Below are 17,028 nucleotides of genomic sequence, written 5' to 3'. Positions count from 1 at the left end.
TTATTTTTTACTGTTAAAGCTATTGTTACCCAAAAATGAGGTATTAAATTGGCTAATTAAATTTTTCTCCCCATTTCCATGGGTCTTGATGCCAACTTTTTAGGGCATCATATTCAGAAGCAGTTATATAATTTAATTCTTTTTCTTTCTTTAATAATTCGGGGTATGTTAATAATGATATAAAATCAACTGCAGCATCGTTAAAGTTTTTCTTAGTATCATTCAAAAAATAGGTGAAAATTGATGCAACCCCTAGAACATTGCCACCTTCTTTTTTAGTAGCGGCGACAGCGTTTAACACTGAACCACCGGTGGTAATTAAATCGTCAATTAAAACAATTTTATCATTAGCAGTAAAAATTCCCTCGATTTGTTTTCCCTTTCCATGGTCTTTGGGTTTTGGACGAACGTAAATCATTGGTAAATTAAGTTTGCTGGCTACCCATGCAGCATGTGGAATGCCTGCAGTAGCAACCCCACCAATAATTGAAACATCAGGATACTTTTCTTTAATTAAGGCAGCTAAATCGCTAGCAATCCAATCGCGCAGGTCGGGGTAAGCGACAGTTAGACGTAGGTCGGTGTATATCGGTGAAAGCATCCCACTAGCATAGGTAAAAGGCTTATTAGGAGAAATAGTAATAATTTTGTGATCAACTAAATTTGTAATAATTTTTTCTTGGTACATCAGTTAAACTCCTTTTTAATGATTTGATAAATAGACGCTGGATCTGTAGCAGTAGTGATAGGTCTGCCAACTACAATTGCACTTGCGCCATAATCTTTGGCTTGCTTTGGAGTAGCAACCCTTTTTTGGTCACCATTTTGATTATTGGCTAAACGAATTCCCGGCGTTACGTAGAGAAAATCAGTACCAATAATTTTTTGTAAGCTTGTTACTTCAAGTGGAGAACAAATGACGCCATCAGCACCGGCTTTTTTAGCTGTTTGAGCGAGACTAACTACTTGTTTGGTCATTGATAAAGAACAGTTCTGCTCATTTTGTAAAATATCATCTGAAATTGAAGTTAGCTCAGTGACTGCTAATAATTTGGGTGGCTTCATACCCTTAGGTGTGCCCGCAACTAACCCTTTTTTGGCCGCCATAATCATTTCACTACCGCCTAATGCATGAATAGTAATACAGAATACACCGAGTTGAGCTAATTGTTTAGCGGCATGATAAACTGTATTAGGAATATCATGTAGTTTTAAGTCTAAAAAAATGTGATAACCTTGCTCCACTAATTGTTTAACAAAATGCGAACCAGAATGATAAAAAAGTTCCATTCCAATCTTTAAATAAGTTTTGTCAGCTGAGCCTAATTTCACAAGTAAATTTTGAGCATCTTCTTCTCGATCGTAATCTAAAGCAATAAATACTGCTTTTTCCATTGCAAACCTCCATCAAAAAAAGCCTATTTTGGTACAGTGCGCATCAAAATAGACTTTTATAGTAATTAAGTCATGTTGAACTTGCGGTCTCACTGTACCGTTTAAAGTTTACTAATACCGAGCTTACCACCTTATTGGACAAAATACAACAGATTTTTAGCTAGTAAAAATCAAAAAAAGGTGTAAAATAAGCCCCGAAATAATTGTAATGACAGAGAGCATTCATTTTGGAGGAAAATATGGTCAATCTTAATGTTAAATTACCCGGTCTCAAATTAAAAAACCCAGTTATGCCAGCAAGTGGGACCTTTGGTTTTGGCGACGTAGCTGCTGCCCAAAAATATGATTTAAACAAGTTAGGGGCACTGGTAATTAAAACGACAACACCTAACAAGCGTGTAGGTAATCCGCAACCACAAATTGCGGTTTTAGATGATGGAGTTTTAAATTCGGTTGGTTTAACTAATCCAGGCGTAGAGCAAGTAATTAATGAAAAATTAGTAGCGCTAAAGAAACTCTATCCAAATTTACCAATTATTGCTAGTGTTGGAGCTGAAGATGAAGCGGGTTATTTAACGGTGGCCAATCAACTAAGTCAAGCTCGCTTAGTTGATGCTTTAGAAATAAATCTATCTTGTCCTAATGTTGCCCAAGGAGGAATGACTTTTGGCGTTCATCCTAAAATGGTAGCGCGGATAACCTCAGCTATTAAACAAAAAGTTGAGTTACCAATTTATATTAAATTAACACCGAATGTGACTAATATTCAGGAAATTGCTCGTGCTGCCGAAGATGGTGGCGCAGATGGATTAGTTCTTATCAATACAGTTATGGGCATGCGCATTGATATTGCTTCGCGCAAACCATTACTTGGGAATAATATTGGCGGTTATTCTGGTCGTGGCATTAAGCCTATTGCCCTTTATTTGATACATCAAGTTCGAGTGGCTACGCAGTTGCCAATTATTGGTATGGGGGGCATTGAAACAGCTAGTGATGTAGTTGAGTTTATGCTAGCTGGGGCAAATGCGGTTGAAGTTGGTAGCGCTCATTTTCATAATCCGTTAGTTTGTCCCGAGATTATTCAAGCTCTTCCTCGAGTACTTGATGATTTGGGCGTTAGTGATATCAATGATTTGGTTGGTCAGGTAAAATTTAACTAAAAGGTCACTCTTGCTTTTGGTTGACAATCTAAATTTTCGCACGTATATTATAAATATATATCGTCCTTAAAATTAGTCCCGTGAGGCTAACAAGGCAAGCTTAATTAAGTATTAACTTTCTAGTAAGCACCTAGTCTCAAGGTAGATTAGGTGCTTTTTTAAGGCAAAATAGATAGGAGAAAACATGGCAAAAGAAATTTGGGATGCGTTAACGATGAAACGGGCTTTAACGCGAATTACTTATGAAATAATTGAGCACAATAAAGGGACTGAAAATTTAGTATTAGTTGGTATTAAGACTCGGGGAGTTTATTTAGCTCAACGAATTCATGAGCGAATTCAAAAATTAGAAGGAGTCGATGTTCCTCTAGGTCAGCTGGATATTACACTTTATCGTGATGATCGCCATGATGCATCTTTACCACAAGAGCCAGTTGTCAATTCAACTGCAATCGATGTTGATGTTACCAATAAAAATGTTGTTTTAGTTGACGATGTTATTTTTACTGGTCGTACTATTCGCTCAGCCATGGATGCGATTATGGATTTGGGTCGTCCAAGTTCAATTGCGGTGGCCGTACTAGTTGATCGCGGGCACCGTGAATTGCCTATTCGAGCAGATTTTGTCGGTAAAAATATCCCGACTTCTTCCCATGAACAAGTTGCAGTAAATGTGGAAGAAATTGATCATAAAGATAGTGTAGAGTTAAAACCACTGTCATAAATTATTATAATTCAACCATTTAATTGACTTCAGAGAGGGTCAGAAGGGTTTGAGTTTTTAGCTGCTTGTATACTGAAATTTAGCCAGCTTAAAACCCTTTTGCTAAACCTGAAGCATAAATTAGCTTCAGGTTTATTTTTTTAAGAAAGCGTCTAAATTATGGAAACTAAAAATTTTGTCACTCTATCACACTTTGTTAATGTAGAAAATTTATCAACAGCTGAAGTTTTAGCCCTTATTGAACGGGCAGAATATTTTAAAAATGGTGGCGCTACGCCAAAATTAAGCCAACCGGTATATGCAACAAATATTTTTTTAGAAAATTCTAGTCGAACAAGAACAAGTTTCGAAATGGCGGAGCGCAAATTAGGCTTAACCGTAATTCCATTTGATTCAGAACATAGTTCAACTAAGAAAGGTGAAACCCTCTATGATACTTCCTTGACTATGGCTGCGCTAGGAGTTGATTTAGAAGTTATTCGCCATCCGCAAAATGAATATTATCAAGAATTGATTCACCCAGATAACGAGCATCACTTGCAAATTGGAGTAATTAATGGTGGAGATGGTAGCGGTCAGCACCCATCACAATGTATGCTTGATATGATGACTATTCATGAGCATTTTGGTCATTTTAAAGACTTAAAAGTGGCAATCGTAGGTGATATTAGCAATTCCCGCGTTGCAAAAAGTGATATGGAACTATTAACACGCTTGGGGGCGCAGGTTTACTTTTCGGGTCCAAGTTATTGGTATGATAGTGAATTTGATCAATATGGTGAATATCAAGAGCTTGATCAATTAGTGAACCAAGTTGACGTGATGATGCTCTTGCGGGTGCAACATGAACGCCACGAAGGTGATCCAAATGAACAAAAATTTGATGCAAAAAAATATCATGAAGATTATGGAATTAACCAGCGTCGTTACGCTGACCTAAAAGAGCAAACCATTATTATGCATCCCGGTCCAATTAATCGTGGGGTTGAACTAGCTGATGAATTAGTTGAAGCACCTAAAAGTATGTTTTATCGGCAGATGCAAAATGGAGTTTTCATGCGTATGGCGATGCTTGAAGCGGTGATGCGCGGACGCAAACTAGGAGGGCTAGAATAATGGCGCTTGTCATTAAAAATGGTACGATTTTTGTTAATGGTCACTTAGAGCAAGGCGATTTATTAATCAATCATGGTTTAATCTCAACTATTGGCCATAATTTAACCGCAGATCAGGTAATAGATGCTACAGACAAATTAGTTAGTCCAGGGTTAATTGATCTTCATGTTCATTATCGTGATCCGGGCCAAACTGCAAAAGAAAATGTTCAAACTGGTTCTTTAGCTGCAGCTCACGGTGGTTTCACCACTGTTGGGGCAATGCCTAATGTTGTTCCTGTACCTAATGATGCTGATTTAATGACACAAATGGTCACTAATAATAAAGCAAACGGAGTAGTTCATATTTTGCAATATGGTCCAATTACCGTCAACGAAACAACTGACGTACTTCCTGATTATGCCGCACTTAAAAAAGCTGGCTGCTTTGCCCTAAGTAATGATGGGCACGGCGTGCAAGATGCCCAAACAATGTATCTTGCAATGCAAAAAGCTAAAGCTAATGATTTGATTATTGCTGAGCATGCTCAAGATGATAGTTTGTTCAATCTAGGTGTAATTAATGAAGGTGAAAAAGCCAAGGCTTGGAGTTTGCGTCCAATTACTGAATTGGCGGAAACAACACAGATTGCGCGTGATTTATTACTAGCGCAAAAAACAGGAGTTCATTATCATCTTTGTCATGTATCAACGGCAACTAGTGTAGAACTAGTTCGTTGGGCCAAAAAGCAAGGGATTCATGTTACTTGTGAAGTTACGCCACACCATTTACTTTTAAATGAACAAGATATTATGAGTAACAATGGCAATTATAAAATGAATCCGCCGTTACGTAGACCAGAAGATCAAGCAGCTTTGATTGGCGGTTTATTAGACGGTACGATAGATCTAATCGCTACAGATCATGCACCGCATACAAAACAAGATAAAAGTGGGGGCTTTGCTAAAGCAGCTTTTGGCATTACAGGTAGCGAGACGGTCTTTAGTCAGTTATATACACATTTTGTTAGAACTAATATTTTTACGCTTGAGCAATTACTCAATTGGCTTACTCTAAAACCTGCTCAAGCTTTTGAACTAAAAAATACTGGCCGTATTGGTCTAAATCAACCAGCTGACTTAGCAATTTTTGATTTAAAAAATGCTAGTGTAATTAATGAAACCAACTACCAATCTAAAGGGAAAAATACACCATTTACTGGACAAACAGTTTATGGACAAACTGAACTAACCATGGTTAATGGTCAGATAGTTTACCAAAAGAAAGGCAATTAAATGAAATACTTAATTTTAGAAGATGGCAGTATCTATGCAGGTGAAGGTTTTGGTAGTAATTGTGAGACACAGGGTGAGGTTGTGTTTACTACAGGGATGACAGGTTACCAAGAAGCAATTACTGATCAATCATATGCTGACCAAATTTTGGTTTTTACTAATCCGCTAATTGGTAATTATGGTATTACCTTGGCTGATTATGAATCGCTTGAGCCTGGCATTAAAGGGGTAATTTGCCATCAGTTAGCGCGTTATCCCGATAATTGGCGCATGCAAACTACGCTACCGCATTTTTTAGAGCAACTTGATATTCCGGGAATTCAAGGAATTGATACTCGTATGTTGGTCAAAAAATTACGCCAATTTGGGACAATGAAAGGTCAAATTTGCAATAGTCAAAAGGATGCTGCCAAAGTCATAGCTAAGCTACGTGCGACTAATGTGACTGCCGGGGTAGTAAAGCGGGTGGCTACGACAAAGTCTTATCCAGTTCCAGGCTCTAAGCGTAATATTGTAGTGGTTGACTTTGGCTTGAAAAATAGTATTTTACGTGAACTTAGTAAACGTGACTGTAATTGTATTGTAGTACCTTACACAACTTCTGCTGAAAAAATTTTAGCCCTTCATCCCGATGGAGTTTTGCTTTCCAATGGACCGGGTGATCCACTGGAAATGCAAGATGCGATAAAAATGGTTCAGCAAGTTGAGCAGCAAATTCCTTTAATGGGTATTTGCCTCGGACATCAGATTTTTGCTCTAGCCAATGGGGCTAAAACTTATAAGATGAGATTTGGTCATCGGGGTTTTAACCATCCGGTCCGCGAAATTGCTACAGGAAATATTGGTTTTACTTCGCAAAATCATGGTTACGCAGTTAAAGCAAGTTCAATCGATGCAAGTCAATTGTTAGTGACCCATGTTGAGATTAATGACGGTACAATTGAAGGGTTACAACATAAAAAATATCCTGCCTTTTCAGTACAGTTTCATCCTGATGCAACTCCAGGTCCCCATGACGAAGAAGGAATTTTTGATTATTTTATGCAAATGATTGATCAAAGAAAGGAAAACGAACTTCATGCCTAAAAGAACAGATATTCACAAAATTATGGTTATTGGGTCAGGCCCGATTATTATTGGTCAAGCCGCGGAATTCGATTATTCAGGTACGCAAGCGTGTTTGGCCTTGCGCGAAGAAGGATATGAAGTTATTTTAGTTAATTCCAATCCGGCAACGATTATGACGGATACAACTATTGCAGATAAAGTTTATTTAGAACCACTAACTGTCACAGCTATTTCGCGTATCATCCGGCGGGAATATCCTGATGCAATTTTGCCAACGCTTGGTGGGCAAGTGGGGTTAAATATGGCGCTTTCGCTAGCAAAAAGTGGTATTTTAGCTGAATTGAACATTGAATTGTTGGGAACTAAATTAGAGTCAATTGAGCAGGCAGAAGATCGGGAACAATTTAAAGAGCTTTGTCAAAAGTTAGGTGAACCTGTTCCAGCATCAGAGAGTGTTAAAACCGTTGAAGCTGCTTTAGCTTTTGGTGAAAAATGTGGTTATCCGATTATTGTACGACCGGCTTTTACAATGGGGGGAACAGGTGGTGGCATCTGTAATGATCCAACTGAATTAGCCCAAGTTGCTAAAAATGGTCTAGAATTATCGCCAGTAGGCGAATGTTTGATTGAACGCTCAATCGCTGGTTATAAGGAAATTGAATTTGAAGTTATGCGTGATCACGATGATTATGCCATGATTGTTTGTTGTATGGAAAATTTTGATCCAGTAGGAATTCATACTGGCGATTCAATTGTTTTTTCACCTGCTCAAACTCTATCAGATAAGGAATATCAATTACTACGTGATTGCGCATTACGGCTGATTAGAGCTTTGAAAATTGAAGGTGGCTGTAACGTTCAACTGGCTCTAGACCCAAACAGCTTTGCGTATAATGTGATTGAAGTTAATCCACGAGTTTCACGCTCGTCTGCCTTGGCATCGAAAGCAACGGGTTATCCCATTGCCAAAATGGCAGCAAAGATAGCAATTGGGATGACACTAGATGAAATCAAAAATCCAGTAACGGGGACAACTTATGCTGAATTTGAACCAGCTCTTGATTATGTGGTTTGCAAGATTCCACGGTGGCCATTTGACAAATTTACTAAGGCTGATCGGACCTTAGGTACCCAAATGAAGGCGACAGGTGAAGTCATGGCAATTGGACGTACTGGTGAAGAAGCCTTTCAAAAAGCTGTGCGTTCGCTAGAAATTGATCAAAAAGACTTTTTTGCGCCACAAGCGCATCAAGCAAGTGATGAAGAATTAGAACAAAAATTAGTCAAGGTACAGGATGATCGCCTTTTTTATTTAGCAGAGGCCTTTCGCCGAAATTATTCTATTTCTGATCTACATGAATTAACTAAGATTAATTTTTACTTTTTAGACATTGTAAAGCATCTTGTTGAATTAGAACAAACCATTCAGGCTCATCCTAAAGAGATTACAACTCTCAAGTTAGCCAAAAAATACGGTTTTAGTGATCAGACAATTGCTAATCTTTGGCAAGAAGATGAAAGCAGCATTCGTCAATTGCGTAAAGCAAAGGGGATTGTTCCGGTTTATAAGATGGTTGATACTTGTGCGGCAGAGTTTGCTTCGCAAACGCCATACTTTTATTCAACTTATGATACCGAAAATGAAAGTCAAACAACTACTCGAAAATCAGTTTTAGTAGTTGGCTCGGGACCAATTAGAATCGGTCAAGGGGTTGAATTCGATTATGCCACCGTTCACTGTGTTAAAGCCTTGCAAAAGATGGGTTACGAAGCAATTGTTATTAATTCTAATCCGGAAACGGTTTCAACTGATTTTTCGATTTCAGATAAATTATACTTTGAGCCATTAACCTTAGAAGATGTGTTAAATGTTTGCGATTTAGAACAACCGGAAGGGGTAATTATTCAGTTTGGTGGACAAACGGCAATTAATTTAGCTGCAGGACTTGAAAAAAATGGTATTAAGATATTAGGAACTAGTGTTGCTAATTTAAATCGCGCAGAAGATCGTGAGTTGTTTGATCAAGCAGTTAAAGAACTGCAGTTAAAGCAGCCACAAGGAATTACAGCAACTACTCATGAAGGTGTGATGCAAGCAGCAGAGCAGTTAGGCTATCCAGTATTAGTACGGCCGAGTTATGTTCTGGGTGGTAAAGCAATGGAAATTGTTTATACTCCTGCAGAATTAACGGATTATTTGCAAAATCATGTTGATATTGCTGCTAGTCATCCAATTTTAGTTGATGATTATCTTGATGGGCGTGAATGTGATGTTGATGCAATTTGTGATGGTCAAAACGTGCTAATTCCAGGTATTATGGAACATATTGAACATGCAGGCGTACATTCAGGTGACTCGATGGCGGTCTATCCAGCCCAAACTTTTTCACCTGAGATTAAACAAAAAATTGCTGAAGTAACTAAAAAATTAGCCTTAAAACTTAACTGTCATGGGATTATGAATCTGCAGTTGATTGAGCGCAATGGTGAAATTTATATTATTGAAGTTAATCCACGTGCCAGTCGAACAGTCCCATTTTTAAGTAAAATTACAGGGATTGAAATGGCGCAAGTGGCAACTCGAGTAATTATGGGGCAAAGTTTGCAAGCGCAAGGCTATACTGACGGTTTAGCACCTGAACCCAAGATGATTAGTGTCAAGGCACCGGTCTTTTCCTTTAGTAAGTTAACCGATGTCGACAGTTATTTAGGTCCTGAAATGAAATCAACTGGTGAAGTTATGGGGAGCGATTTAAGTTTTCCTAAGGCTTTATATAAGGCTTTTGCTGGTGCTAATATGGAAATTCCAGATAGCGGCAATGTTTTATTGACTATTGAAGATCGTGATAAAAAAGAAGTTTTGCCAATTGCTAGTCGTTTTGCCCAGATTGGGTATCGTATTTTTGCTACTAGTGGCACCGCTAGCTATCTTAAGCAACATAATTTAAATGCAACTGTAGTAAATAAAATTCATGCAAAAACTGATGATAATATCTTGACTGAATTTAAAAATGGTAAAATCGATTTAGTAATCAATACGATGGGGCACGATGTGGCCAAGAATTCTGACGGTTTTATTATTCGCCAAGCGGCAATCAATCAGAATATTCCATTAATTACTAGTTTTGATACAGCGCGTGCACTGCTTATTGCTTTAGAGAATCGTTCATTTTTGACTACTAGTTTAACTTAAATAAAAAACGCTTTAAATATAGTCCTCAGCAAGGTTAGTTGTTTAAAGAGTTTTTAATTATGGCTAATTAATTACTAGCTAATAATAAACGGTAATTTATTTTTGCAAAAAAAGCTAAAAAATAAGAAGGCGCAATACTGTATTTTTTGGTAGTAAAATAAACTTTTTTAAGTATTTTAGAGTAATTGGCAGATAAATGGCTAAGCTGGAACTTAACTTTTTGAAATTTTAAATATCATTAAACAACCTTTTACCTGAAGAGTTATTGTGATCATTTAGTGAAAATTCAAGATTACTTCCTTATTTTAATAAAAGCCACAGGGAAGAGGACGTTTGCTAGTTTTCATAATATGATATATTATGAAATAATAATTAAAAATTGTATATTTAGTACATATTGATATAATTATGGGGGAAATCTAAATACGTTTAGGAGAATATGCGCATGATTAATTTACTTGAAACAAAAAATCTGGTTAAAAAGTTTAAAGACCAACTAGTTTTAGATGGAATAAATTTACATATTCCAGAAAATAAAGTTTATTGTCTTTTAGGACCTAATGGAGCAGGTAAAACCACTTTAATGAAAATTTTAACAGGAATGATTCCGGCTTCAAGTGGTCAAGTCGAATTTGCTGGTCATGAATGGACAAGATCTGACTTAGCTAAGATTGGTTCATTAATTGAAAATGCTCCTTTATATAGCAATCTGACTGCTAAAGAGAATTTACAGGTAATTTGTCGTTTGCGTGGCACAAGCGAAAGTGAGATTCCCAGTATTTTACAAACCGTCGGTCTTAACAATACTGGAAATAAATTAACGAAGAATTTTTCTTTAGGAATGAAAGAGCGGTTAGGAATTGGTTTAGCCTTAGTTGGACATCCTAAACTTTTGATTTTAGATGAGCCGACTAATGGACTAGACCCACTGGGCATTCAACAGTTACGTAATTTGATTGCTGAATTCAAGCAGAAAGACATCACAATTATTATTTCTAGTCACATGCTTTCAGAAGTAGAACATCTAGCTGATAATATTGGTATTATTGGCGCCGGTAAGCTTCTCTTGGAACAACCATATGACCATGAAATTGATTTAGAAAAACTGTTTAATTCGACTTTGGAAAAGGCTGGTGTTCTATATGTTTAAAGTTTTAGAAAATGAAGTTTTTAAAACCAAAAGAACAATTATTAGACCCATAACGGTACTTTTCCCCCTTTTGGTTATGGTTTTCACCATTCTTTTTTTTAATTCGACGGGTTATGTGCTTGAAAGTACGATTAATCAATGGAGCTTATTTTGGCTTAATTTATATTTGGCGTTAATTATTGGTCTAATCGATCGTTATGAAAAAAATAGTACGGAATATAAAACAATTTTAAGCTCGCCCACTAATTTGTTTACTTATGAATTAGGAAGAATCTTGCATGGTGTACTATTATCGTTTATTGTTAGTTTCTTTTTAGTCGTGTTTCTTATATTAACCAGTTTTATTTGGACGGTTAGAGTTGGAATCGTTTCCTGCCTAGTTGCAGTTGGAGGCCTTTTTTTAACGACTATCTGGGAAATCCCTCTTTATACGTGGTTAAGCAGAATATCTAACCTCTATGTTACGCTTGGGCTAGCCTTTATCGGTTCTATGATTGGCATATATTGCGTAACCACCTTTTCTTGGGGCCCGATTTTGCCGTATGGTTGGTCCAACCTATTTCCAGTGGCACTGATTAAATTACATATTAATGGTACTCCGATAAAAATTGGTGCGCTTGTGCCTAATGCTTCTTGGACTATTTTTGCTTCAATTAGCCTATTTATTATTTTCAGTTATTTGGCAGCCTATTCATTTCAAAAGCAGGTGATTAAAAATGCTTAAACGAATTTGTGGTGCGGAAAATATCAAACTACGTCGTAGCATGCTACTTTATCTACATTTAATTGCTTTAATTTTCCTCCCCGTTATCTTTGGCTGGTATTATGGCAGTCGCAAAAATCTATCCAGTTCAGAAAATATGATCAATATATTTAATACTTTTTTGGCACTTGCTTCACCGCTTGTGATTAGCATTGTCGTGTGCTTAGTCTATGATCGAGAGAAGAAGGCGGGAGACTTTAAAAATTGGCTAACCGAACCGATTAGCAGGGGCAAAATAGTAGCGGGGCAATTGTTTTATTACTGGCTGCTGTACGTAATTGAAATTATCGGCACGAATTTAATTTATTATCTAATCTTGACTTTTGGTTTTAAAGTGGTTGACATTTCTTTTATTAAATTATTGCTTACTAGCATTGCCATGGCGCTTTTAGGCTTTTTACAGTATGAGCTTGCTGAAGTGGCTGTAATGAAGTGGAACGTTGGTGGTAGCTTAGTTTTAGGTTTTTTTGGCTCAGTAATTGCAATGTTGGCTACAACTTCCTTATTTGATTTTATTTGGCCAATCATTCCTTGGGCATGGCAAAGCCGTTTGACCGTCTTTTGGCTACCTGACATTCCGCTTGCTTATCAAAAAGTAGCCGCATTGACTTATGTTGTACCCGTTTTGTTAACCATCATCTTAAGTTGGCTGATTATGCACTACTTTAGCCATTGGCAAGAAAAGGCAGAATAATGAAGTAGAGAAGTTTTTGAATGTATTGCAGTAAACTTAATAGTTTTTGATATTTTACAAAAAAAGTAGGAATGCATTATAGTATCATAAAAACTATTGTCTTTATTATTTTATAAGAGAATTTAAGATGAAAAAATTAGTTAGAGATAAAATACCTGAATTTGCTAAAGCGGCTAATTATCGTTACCTTACACATGACGAAATTGAGCCAGCCTTAAAGAAAAAATTAGTGGAAGAAACTGGCGAAGTAGTTAATGCGACCAGTGAAACCAACTTGGTTGAAGAGCTTGGTGATGTTTATGAAGTTTTAAGAGCTTATTTAGACTTTAAGGGGATTGACCAAGAACATTTTTTAAAGGTAGTTGCCCAAAAACGAGCAGAAAAGGGCGGCTTTACAGAATTTATTGAAATGGAAACTAAAAATTTTGATTAATGATTTCACCAAATGGTTCCTTTGAGGTTTTCACCACGATTGCTTTAATATTAATCTTTGCTTTTGATATTATAGGTAATATCGTTAAGCTGATAGGATAAAATAGTAACTTATTAGTTAAAATAAATATTAACGTATTTAAAAAATTATTTGGATTTAATAGATATAATTCGATTTTTGACTAATATGCTAATCGATTAAAAGTGATATATTTTTAGATAAGTCGTGAAAGCTAAACGGTTTTTAAATTGTTTTTTACTATTTTAATAATCTGCTTGAAGCAAAAGCTTTGCGTTATGATTATGCCCCTAAAATTAAAGCTGATATCAACAAATAAAAAGCAGACAAAACACATTTTTGATATGACTCCCAAAATTAAGACAATTTTAGGGGGTCATATTATTTTTTAGTCTTTTGTTTGCTTTTTGATTATTTTAAAAAGCTAGTTTCTTCCTAGCCTCATTTTGTAATATTTTTTAAGTATCTACATCATAATTTTAGCAACCTAACCGCATGGAACCAACTGGAAGAGCCTAATACGGCAGGCAAAGAAAATGTGTTAAGCTATTTGGTAACTTAACACTTAATTGCTTATTTAACTCTACCAACAGTATTTATAAAAGAACTTGTTGAACATTATTTTAAATTCAACTACTAATTAATTAAAGGCTACCAATTAAAAGAACAGGAATATTAGCAAAATTTTTGTTATTAAGCCATTGCTTCAATTGGATAATCGAGTCAGAAGCAATTTTTTTATTGCTACCGTGTAATTTAGCGGTAACTTTTGTAGCTTTGGCTAATGACCTTGAAGCTGTCTTCTTGTCTGTAGTACGTATCACTTTAATTTCTGCTTTTATTATCGGCTTCAGTGCCTTTCTGCGGCCATAGATATTGCAAGTTCCTGTCAGAAAGTTAGTCCAAAACTGGTACTTCTTATTTTTAGATACGATATGAATGGATGTACCATTCTTGACCGACTTGACCTGATCTATTTTAAACAGCATCTTCTTATCATATATTTTTTTGGCGTATTTTACACTATAAGGCTGACGCTTAGCAAAATTGCTTGGAAATAATCCTCCAGAAGAAGCATAAATATCCTTGGACAATTTGAAAATATAACCAGCCTTGGCCAACTTGTTTGACCATGCTTGATTGCTTATGTTACTGCTTTTGCCCATAACATTTGTAGTCGGAACAATAGCTAAATCTAAATTGTTATTAACTGCAATTTGTCTCAATTTATTATTATCATGATTAACTACAGGTGATATATTATTTTTTGAAATATTTTCCTTACTACTAGTTGTTTCCGCATTAACTGTAGATGCTAGAGGTGAAGAAATTAGCATTGTAAGCATGGCTATTGAAGCACTTAATTTAATTATATTTTTAGTAGCCATTTTGTATTCCTCCTTAATTATATTATTTAATGTTTTTGCAATTTTATTATACAACAAACTAATTTTTATTATGCAACAAATCAGTATTATTGTAGTAAAATTAAAATAATAGAGAAAACGCAATTGATTAAAATTTTCAAACTTAAGAGAATGTGTGGGCCAATTGAATTAATCAGTGATCACGTTGTAACAATATAAATATATATCTAATTAAATAGTAATTATATAAATTTATCCCAGCAGGATTAAAAGTTTTGAAAAGCTGAAAATTGTCTACTTATGAACTACTACAATGCGAAAAAATGGAGCGGATATCGTCTATCAACAGAGCCATTACAATATTAGTTTAGTAAAAGCTATTAAATTATTTATCTGAACAACAAGCGCTTATCAAAAATTAGGTCATATGTAAAAATGTATTAATCGGTAGACAAAATATTTGAAACAAATAATTTATATAAATTAGTTAAGTTATTGAATAAGTTATGGGTATACTAGTATGAAAAATTATACAAGTAAATATTATATATACCTTGCTTAAACAAGCTAGGTTCACTAGAATAATAAGTATTCTGTTTATTGTTCAAGTGTTAAAACTGGATTTAATACAGTCGATATTTTTATTCTCTCAATTTTTTCTGAAATTCCAAGTGGGATTATAGGAGATATGTTTAACAAGAAAACTGTTATATTTTCAGGGCTGTTTTTACTATATTAGTTACATCAGTAATCAATGCAATTTTTATGTTATTACCAAATTACATTTCTAAATTAGAATTTGACGCTTCTGCAAATGGAAATGTATTTATGATATATAGTCTGGCTGGAGGACTAATTGCTACTCAGGCATATAGATTAATAAAAATGAAGTTTTCATCTTTAACCATTCTCATAGCTAGTTTATTATTTGTTGCAACTGGACTTGAGTGGCAACAAAATAAGTACTTATTTTTAATTGGAGCTGGCATATTATACATAGTTCTAGATATTTTAGATCCAATAGTCATGCAAATGCTTAATTTATGGGTAAGTGATATATCTAGAGCTACATTTATTTCTGGCTTGTCATTTTCAATAAGTTTACTGACAATGATAATTAATCCAATTATCGGTACAATTATTCAGCGTTATGGTACTATAAACATGCTAATTGGTCCATCTTTAGTAACCATATTTATGATATTTGCGGCATATTTTCTTATTGTTAAGACGAAAAGGAAAAGTAATTGATTGTATGGTGTAAAAAATTATGCCCGTTTGAAAGAGTCTGGGAAAAAACTATTTTTCTAGACCAACAAAAAAAGCGTTAAACATGAAAGTTCAACGCTTTTCTTGGTTATGGTGTTATTAATTAGAAAAACACAAGTAGATTGTAAACCAATAACAATGTATAAAAATTAAACCATTGGCTATCCACATACTTAAAATATCGCTTTTTATCTGTAACCATAAAATCGCCTAGACGCTTACCCAAAATCTACCAATGCTATATTCGGCTGACCAGCAGACCATGTCTTATCAAAAAAATCAATAATTTTCACGTTAGCAAAAATATTAATCAAACAAAGCTTTTTACTGATTCCCACAAATTTAATATATTTATTGTGTTTGCTATAAAATAATTTTTTAGATTGTCCTAGTCTCAAGATGATTTCGTTTCTCAAGTTTTTAATTAATAGCTATCTAGTTAATGGTAGGAAATAAAGAAATTAATGTATAAAAATATTTAAGCTTAGTAAGTAATTCTATGCAAAGTAGAATTTAATTAATCTCATCACAAAAAGATTAGCTGCAAATTTCTAATTTAATATAAACAGAGTCTGGTTTAAGATATCAAATCGTTTGCAGACTCTTTTTTGTTTATCAGTATTCTAAATATTTAATGAATAGATTTAGTTATGAAAAGTTTATCGCTGACGCCACATATTTCTGCTAACCAAAGATAGGATAATAAAGCGAAAAAATCAAATAATGTTTGGTATTTACGATGAACACCTGTAGATTACTTTAAAATTTTGGTAATAAAGCAATTTTCATACATGTCTAATTGCTGATAGTTTTTGTTCAATTTAGAAAATGAATCTCAATACTGAGTATTAATATCTAGTTTTAAATTGGGCATATTACTTAAAAATTAATTGTATAATAGTTTGTTTTTGTGTATTATATAAATAGAATAGCGAAACGGTTATAATGTAACATTGAATTTAAGTTATTTTAGAGGTTTAATTTAAAAATGAAACACGCTAATGAAGGAATACTTGAAGTCAGTAATGTAAACACTTATATAGGAAAAATTAAAATTATAAAAAATATTTCTTTGAAGATTAAGGCAGGTGAAATTGTCAGTTTAATTGGACCTAATGGTGCGGGGAAAACCACGATTATGAAAACCATTTTAGGCTTGACGAAGTTTACCGGTAGTATCACCGTGGGTAAGCGTCCAGTCACTGAGACTAGTCATAGGGCTTTAGCAAGGGTTGGCGCTTTGATCGAGCATCCAGCTATCTATCCATTTTTAACGGGAAGTACTTGAATATAGAAGAATCTTATGAATTAAATGTTTCATATTGATTGAATTTTATATTGTTGTTAGTCCATTGCTATAACTAAGCAAAAATATGACATGTAATCTAGATTGTAAATAGG

14 protein-coding genes and 1 pseudogene are annotated in these 17,028 nt (G+C 34.9%); 12 read left to right on the top strand and 3 right to left on the bottom strand.

All coding sequences use genetic code 11. The features are described 5' to 3' along the window. Window positions 1-52 precede the first annotated feature (52 nt). Together pyrE and pyrF are read right to left on the bottom strand one after the other, a co-directional pair. Window positions 53-688: an orotate phosphoribosyltransferase gene (gene pyrE / locus F5ESL0237_RS04925; protein ID WP_122024813.1), complete on the bottom strand. Its 636-nt coding sequence runs from the start codon at window positions 686-688 to the stop codon at window positions 53-55. Next, window positions 688-1,395 (bottom strand): orotidine-5'-phosphate decarboxylase, encoded by a 708-nt coding sequence (gene pyrF, locus F5ESL0237_RS04920; protein ID WP_122021957.1) that lies wholly within the window; start codon window positions 1,393-1,395, stop codon window positions 688-690. Before pyrF ends, pyrE begins: the two co-directional genes overlap by 1 nt. A gap of 239 nt (window positions 1,396-1,634) precedes the next feature. On the opposite strand from pyrF, the gene F5ESL0237_RS04915 reads away from it, so the two are divergent. The 10 genes from F5ESL0237_RS04915 to F5ESL0237_RS04870 all read left to right on the top strand — a co-directional run bounded on the left by F5ESL0237_RS04915 (window position 1,635) and on the right by F5ESL0237_RS04870 (window position 12,973). Next, window positions 1,635-2,558, top strand: coding sequence for a dihydroorotate dehydrogenase (locus F5ESL0237_RS04915; RefSeq protein WP_122021956.1), 924 nt, complete (start codon window positions 1,635-1,637; stop codon window positions 2,556-2,558). A gap of 184 nt (window positions 2,559-2,742) precedes the next feature. Then, the gene (gene pyrR / locus F5ESL0237_RS04910; RefSeq protein WP_118896318.1) at window positions 2,743-3,282 is read left to right on the top strand and encodes a bifunctional pyr operon transcriptional regulator/uracil phosphoribosyltransferase PyrR; all 540 of its coding nucleotides are present in this window, start codon (window positions 2,743-2,745) and stop codon (window positions 3,280-3,282) included. Window positions 3,283-3,441: 159 nt separating this feature from the next. After that, entirely contained in the window at window positions 3,442-4,398 is a 957-nt protein-coding gene (locus tag F5ESL0237_RS04905; RefSeq protein ID WP_122021955.1) for an aspartate carbamoyltransferase catalytic subunit, read from the top strand. Next, window positions 4,398-5,672 carry a dihydroorotase gene (locus tag F5ESL0237_RS04900; protein WP_122021954.1) on the top strand — a complete coding sequence of 425 codons (1,275 nt, stop codon included), beginning with the start codon at window positions 4,398-4,400 and terminating at the stop codon, window positions 5,670-5,672. Before F5ESL0237_RS04905 ends, F5ESL0237_RS04900 begins: the two co-directional genes overlap by 1 nt. Continuing rightward, window positions 5,673-6,758, top strand: a complete 1,086-nt coding sequence (locus tag F5ESL0237_RS04895; protein ID WP_122021953.1) for a carbamoyl phosphate synthase small subunit — start codon at window positions 5,673-5,675, stop codon at window positions 6,756-6,758. Next, complete coding sequence (gene carB, locus F5ESL0237_RS04890) at window positions 6,751-9,933, top strand: carbamoyl-phosphate synthase large subunit (protein ID WP_122024812.1); 3,183 nt, start codon at window positions 6,751-6,753, stop codon at window positions 9,931-9,933. The genes F5ESL0237_RS04895 and carB overlap by 8 nt, the downstream gene beginning before the upstream one ends. Window positions 9,934-10,378: 445 nt before the next feature. Then, a complete protein-coding gene (locus F5ESL0237_RS04885; RefSeq protein ID WP_122024811.1) occupies window positions 10,379-11,083 on the top strand; it encodes a lantibiotic protection ABC transporter ATP-binding subunit in 705 nt (234 codons plus the stop codon). Continuing rightward, window positions 11,076-11,807, top strand: coding sequence for a hypothetical protein (locus F5ESL0237_RS04880; protein WP_122024810.1), 732 nt, complete (start codon window positions 11,076-11,078; stop codon window positions 11,805-11,807). The genes F5ESL0237_RS04885 and F5ESL0237_RS04880 overlap by 8 nt, the downstream gene beginning before the upstream one ends. Next, window positions 11,800-12,540: an ABC transporter permease gene (locus tag F5ESL0237_RS04875; protein WP_122024809.1), complete on the top strand. Its 741-nt coding sequence runs from the start codon at window positions 11,800-11,802 to the stop codon at window positions 12,538-12,540. Before F5ESL0237_RS04880 ends, F5ESL0237_RS04875 begins: the two co-directional genes overlap by 8 nt. Window positions 12,541-12,667: 127 nt before the next feature. Further along, on the top strand, window positions 12,668-12,973 hold the full coding sequence (locus F5ESL0237_RS04870) for a nucleoside triphosphate pyrophosphohydrolase (RefSeq protein WP_122024808.1): 306 nt from the start codon (window positions 12,668-12,670) through the stop codon (window positions 12,971-12,973). Between the two features lie 662 nt (window positions 12,974-13,635). Here F5ESL0237_RS04870 and F5ESL0237_RS04865 read toward each other — a convergent pair. Continuing rightward, entirely contained in the window at window positions 13,636-14,379 is a 744-nt protein-coding gene (locus F5ESL0237_RS04865; protein WP_122024807.1) for a hypothetical protein, read from the bottom strand. Window positions 14,380-15,186: 807 nt separating this feature from the next. Between F5ESL0237_RS04865 and F5ESL0237_RS04860 the strand changes: the two genes are divergently transcribed. Then, window positions 15,187-15,609, top strand: a complete 423-nt coding sequence (locus F5ESL0237_RS04860; RefSeq protein ID WP_122024806.1) for a hypothetical protein — start codon at window positions 15,187-15,189, stop codon at window positions 15,607-15,609. A 1,027-nt stretch (window positions 15,610-16,636) separates the two neighbouring features. After that, window positions 16,637-16,906 (top strand): annotated as a pseudogene (locus F5ESL0237_RS04850) (ATP-binding cassette domain-containing protein); the annotation flags it as partial. Window positions 16,907-17,028 lie beyond the last annotated feature (122 nt).

It is taken from the genome of Lactobacillus sp. ESL0237, from assembly GCF_003692985.1.
In the GTDB taxonomy this organism is placed as follows: Bacteria; Bacillota; Bacilli; order Lactobacillales; family Lactobacillaceae; genus Lactobacillus; species Lactobacillus bombicola.
This window is presented reverse-complemented; position numbering and strand designations above follow the sequence as displayed.

What these genes read in the sequence shown, in the direction of transcription:
- F5ESL0237_RS04865 (WP_122024807.1), bottom strand. Translation starts at nt 14,379, where the DNA reads ATGGCTACTAAAAATATAATTAAATTAAGTGCTTCAATAGCCATGCTT.
- F5ESL0237_RS04880 (WP_122024810.1), top strand. Translation starts at nt 11,076, where the DNA reads ATGTTTAAAGTTTTAGAAAATGAAGTTTTTAAAACCAAAAGAACAATT.
- F5ESL0237_RS04900 (WP_122021954.1), top strand. Translation starts at nt 4,398, where the DNA reads ATGGCGCTTGTCATTAAAAATGGTACGATTTTTGTTAATGGTCACTTA.
- F5ESL0237_RS04870 (WP_122024808.1), top strand. Translation starts at nt 12,668, where the DNA reads ATGAAAAAATTAGTTAGAGATAAAATACCTGAATTTGCTAAAGCGGCT.
- pyrF (WP_122021957.1), bottom strand. Translation starts at nt 1,395, where the DNA reads ATGGAAAAAGCAGTATTTATTGCTTTAGATTACGATCGAGAAGAAGAT.
- F5ESL0237_RS04915 (WP_122021956.1), top strand. Translation starts at nt 1,635, where the DNA reads ATGGTCAATCTTAATGTTAAATTACCCGGTCTCAAATTAAAAAACCCA.
- F5ESL0237_RS04875 (WP_122024809.1), top strand. Translation starts at nt 11,800, where the DNA reads ATGCTTAAACGAATTTGTGGTGCGGAAAATATCAAACTACGTCGTAGC.
- F5ESL0237_RS04860 (WP_122024806.1), top strand. Translation starts at nt 15,187, where the DNA reads ATGATATATAGTCTGGCTGGAGGACTAATTGCTACTCAGGCATATAGA.
- carB (WP_122024812.1), top strand. Translation starts at nt 6,751, where the DNA reads ATGCCTAAAAGAACAGATATTCACAAAATTATGGTTATTGGGTCAGGC.
- pyrE (WP_122024813.1), bottom strand. Translation starts at nt 688, where the DNA reads ATGTACCAAGAAAAAATTATTACAAATTTAGTTGATCACAAAATTATT.
- F5ESL0237_RS04905 (WP_122021955.1), top strand. Translation starts at nt 3,442, where the DNA reads ATGGAAACTAAAAATTTTGTCACTCTATCACACTTTGTTAATGTAGAA.
- F5ESL0237_RS04885 (WP_122024811.1), top strand. Translation starts at nt 10,379, where the DNA reads ATGATTAATTTACTTGAAACAAAAAATCTGGTTAAAAAGTTTAAAGAC.
- pyrR (WP_118896318.1), top strand. Translation starts at nt 2,743, where the DNA reads ATGGCAAAAGAAATTTGGGATGCGTTAACGATGAAACGGGCTTTAACG.
- F5ESL0237_RS04895 (WP_122021953.1), top strand. Translation starts at nt 5,673, where the DNA reads ATGAAATACTTAATTTTAGAAGATGGCAGTATCTATGCAGGTGAAGGT.